Here is a 1,640-nt window from a genome sequence, read left to right as displayed (position 1 = left end):
CCTTCTCGAACGGCACCTCATTGTCATACGCACCCAACGTCACATCACGAACCCGCCCCAACAACTCCACAAACGACGGATCCCCCGAAAGATCCGTCCGCAACACCACCAGATTCGTGAAATAACCAACCAGACGCTCCAACTCCGGACGCGACCGACCCAACGTCGTCGTCCCCACCGCCACATCATCCAAACCCGAATACCGCGACAACACCACCTTCACCGCAGCCGCCAACACCATAAACAAAGAAACCCCCTGCGAACGCGCCAACTCCCGCACACCCGCCAACACCGAACCCGACAACACCCCCTCCACCACATCACCACCATAAGAAGGCACCACCGGACGCGGCCGATCCGACGGCAATTCCAAAACCGGCACCCCCGCCAAACACCCCTCCCAATACCCCAACCGCCGCTCCAACACCTCCCCCCGCAACCAATCCCGCTGCCACACCGCAAAATCACCAAACTGCACCGGCAACTCCCCCAAAACCGGCTCCCCACCCCCCACCAACGCCCCATAACACACCGACAACTCACCATTCAACAAACCCACCGACCACCCATCCGCCACACTGTGGTGAACACCGATGGTGAGCACGTGGTGCTCGTCGCCCAGCACGATCAGACGGGTACGGAACAGTGGCCCGGCCGCGAGGTCGAAGGGACGCCGGACCTCCTCCTCGCCGACCAGACGCTGCACCTCGGCCTCGCGCTGTTCCTCGGGCAGGTGCCGAAGGTCGTCACGGACCATGGTCGCGGTCACAAAACCCTGGTCGATGTGCTGGAACGGCCGCCCCTGACGTACCGCGAACACCGTCCGCAGCGCTTCGTGCCGCTGGACGAGCAGGTCGAAGGAGCGGCGCAGCGCGACGACGTCCAGCGGGCCACGCAGGCGCAGCACCTGGACGATGTTGTAGGTCGGCTGGCCGGGGTCGAGCTGGTCGACGAACCAGAGCGCCTCCTGGCCGAACGACAACGGCACGGGCTGGCCCGCGGGACGGACGCCGAGTCGCGGCTCGCCCTGCGCGGCCGCCGCCGCCTTCTTACGCTGTTCCAGCAGGGCGAGCAGGGCCTGACGCTTGTCGGACAGGTTCGCCACGCGGGTCTCGAACTCAGCCATGCTGGATCGTTCCTTCCTGAAGATCGGCTTCGGCGCCCTGTTCCCTCGAAGGTCCGGCCACCGGCGAGTCAACCGGCCCACGAACATCCGACGGGCCGGCCACCGGACCACCAGGAGCCGACGGCCCGGAGCCGGTCGCCAGGTCCGGCTCGGACGCCTGCTCGGCGCCCGCCAGTTCGGCGGCGAGGAGACGCTCGACCTCCTCGTCGGACATCTGCTCGACCTCGTTGAGCAGCTGCCAGCGCAGCGTTTCCTCGTCCTGACCGTCGGGTGCCGCCAACGCGTCGATGCGGTTGGCGAGGGTGGCGATGTTCGGGGCGGTGTAGAAGTCGCGGACTCCGAGGGTGGTGCCGAAGGCGTTGTTGAGTCGGTTGACGACCCGGATGACCTGGAGGGAGTTGCCGCCGAGGTCGAAGAAGTTGTCGTCGGTGCTGATCGGGTTGGTGGTGGTCAGGATGGTGGTGAAGATGTCGGTGATCTGTTGTTCGGTCGGGGTCGTGGGTGGGGTGACGGT

2 protein-coding genes are annotated in these 1,640 nt (G+C 65.9%); both read right to left on the bottom strand.

Annotated features, from left to right (window positions below; genetic code table 11):
- The coding region (locus tag ABGB05_RS36855; RefSeq protein ID WP_347658665.1) for a condensation domain-containing protein at positions 1-1,126 on the bottom strand (1,126 nt) is incomplete at its 3' end.
- Positions 1,119-1,640 (bottom strand): acyl carrier protein (locus ABGB05_RS36850; protein WP_347658664.1); only part of this gene is annotated, 522 nt, incomplete at its 5' end. The genes ABGB05_RS36855 and ABGB05_RS36850, both read right to left, overlap by 8 nt.

Source organism: Plantactinospora sp. B5E13, from assembly GCF_039871775.1.
Lineage (GTDB): Bacteria > Actinomycetota > Actinomycetes > Mycobacteriales > Micromonosporaceae > Plantactinospora.
This window is presented reverse-complemented; position numbering and strand designations above follow the sequence as displayed.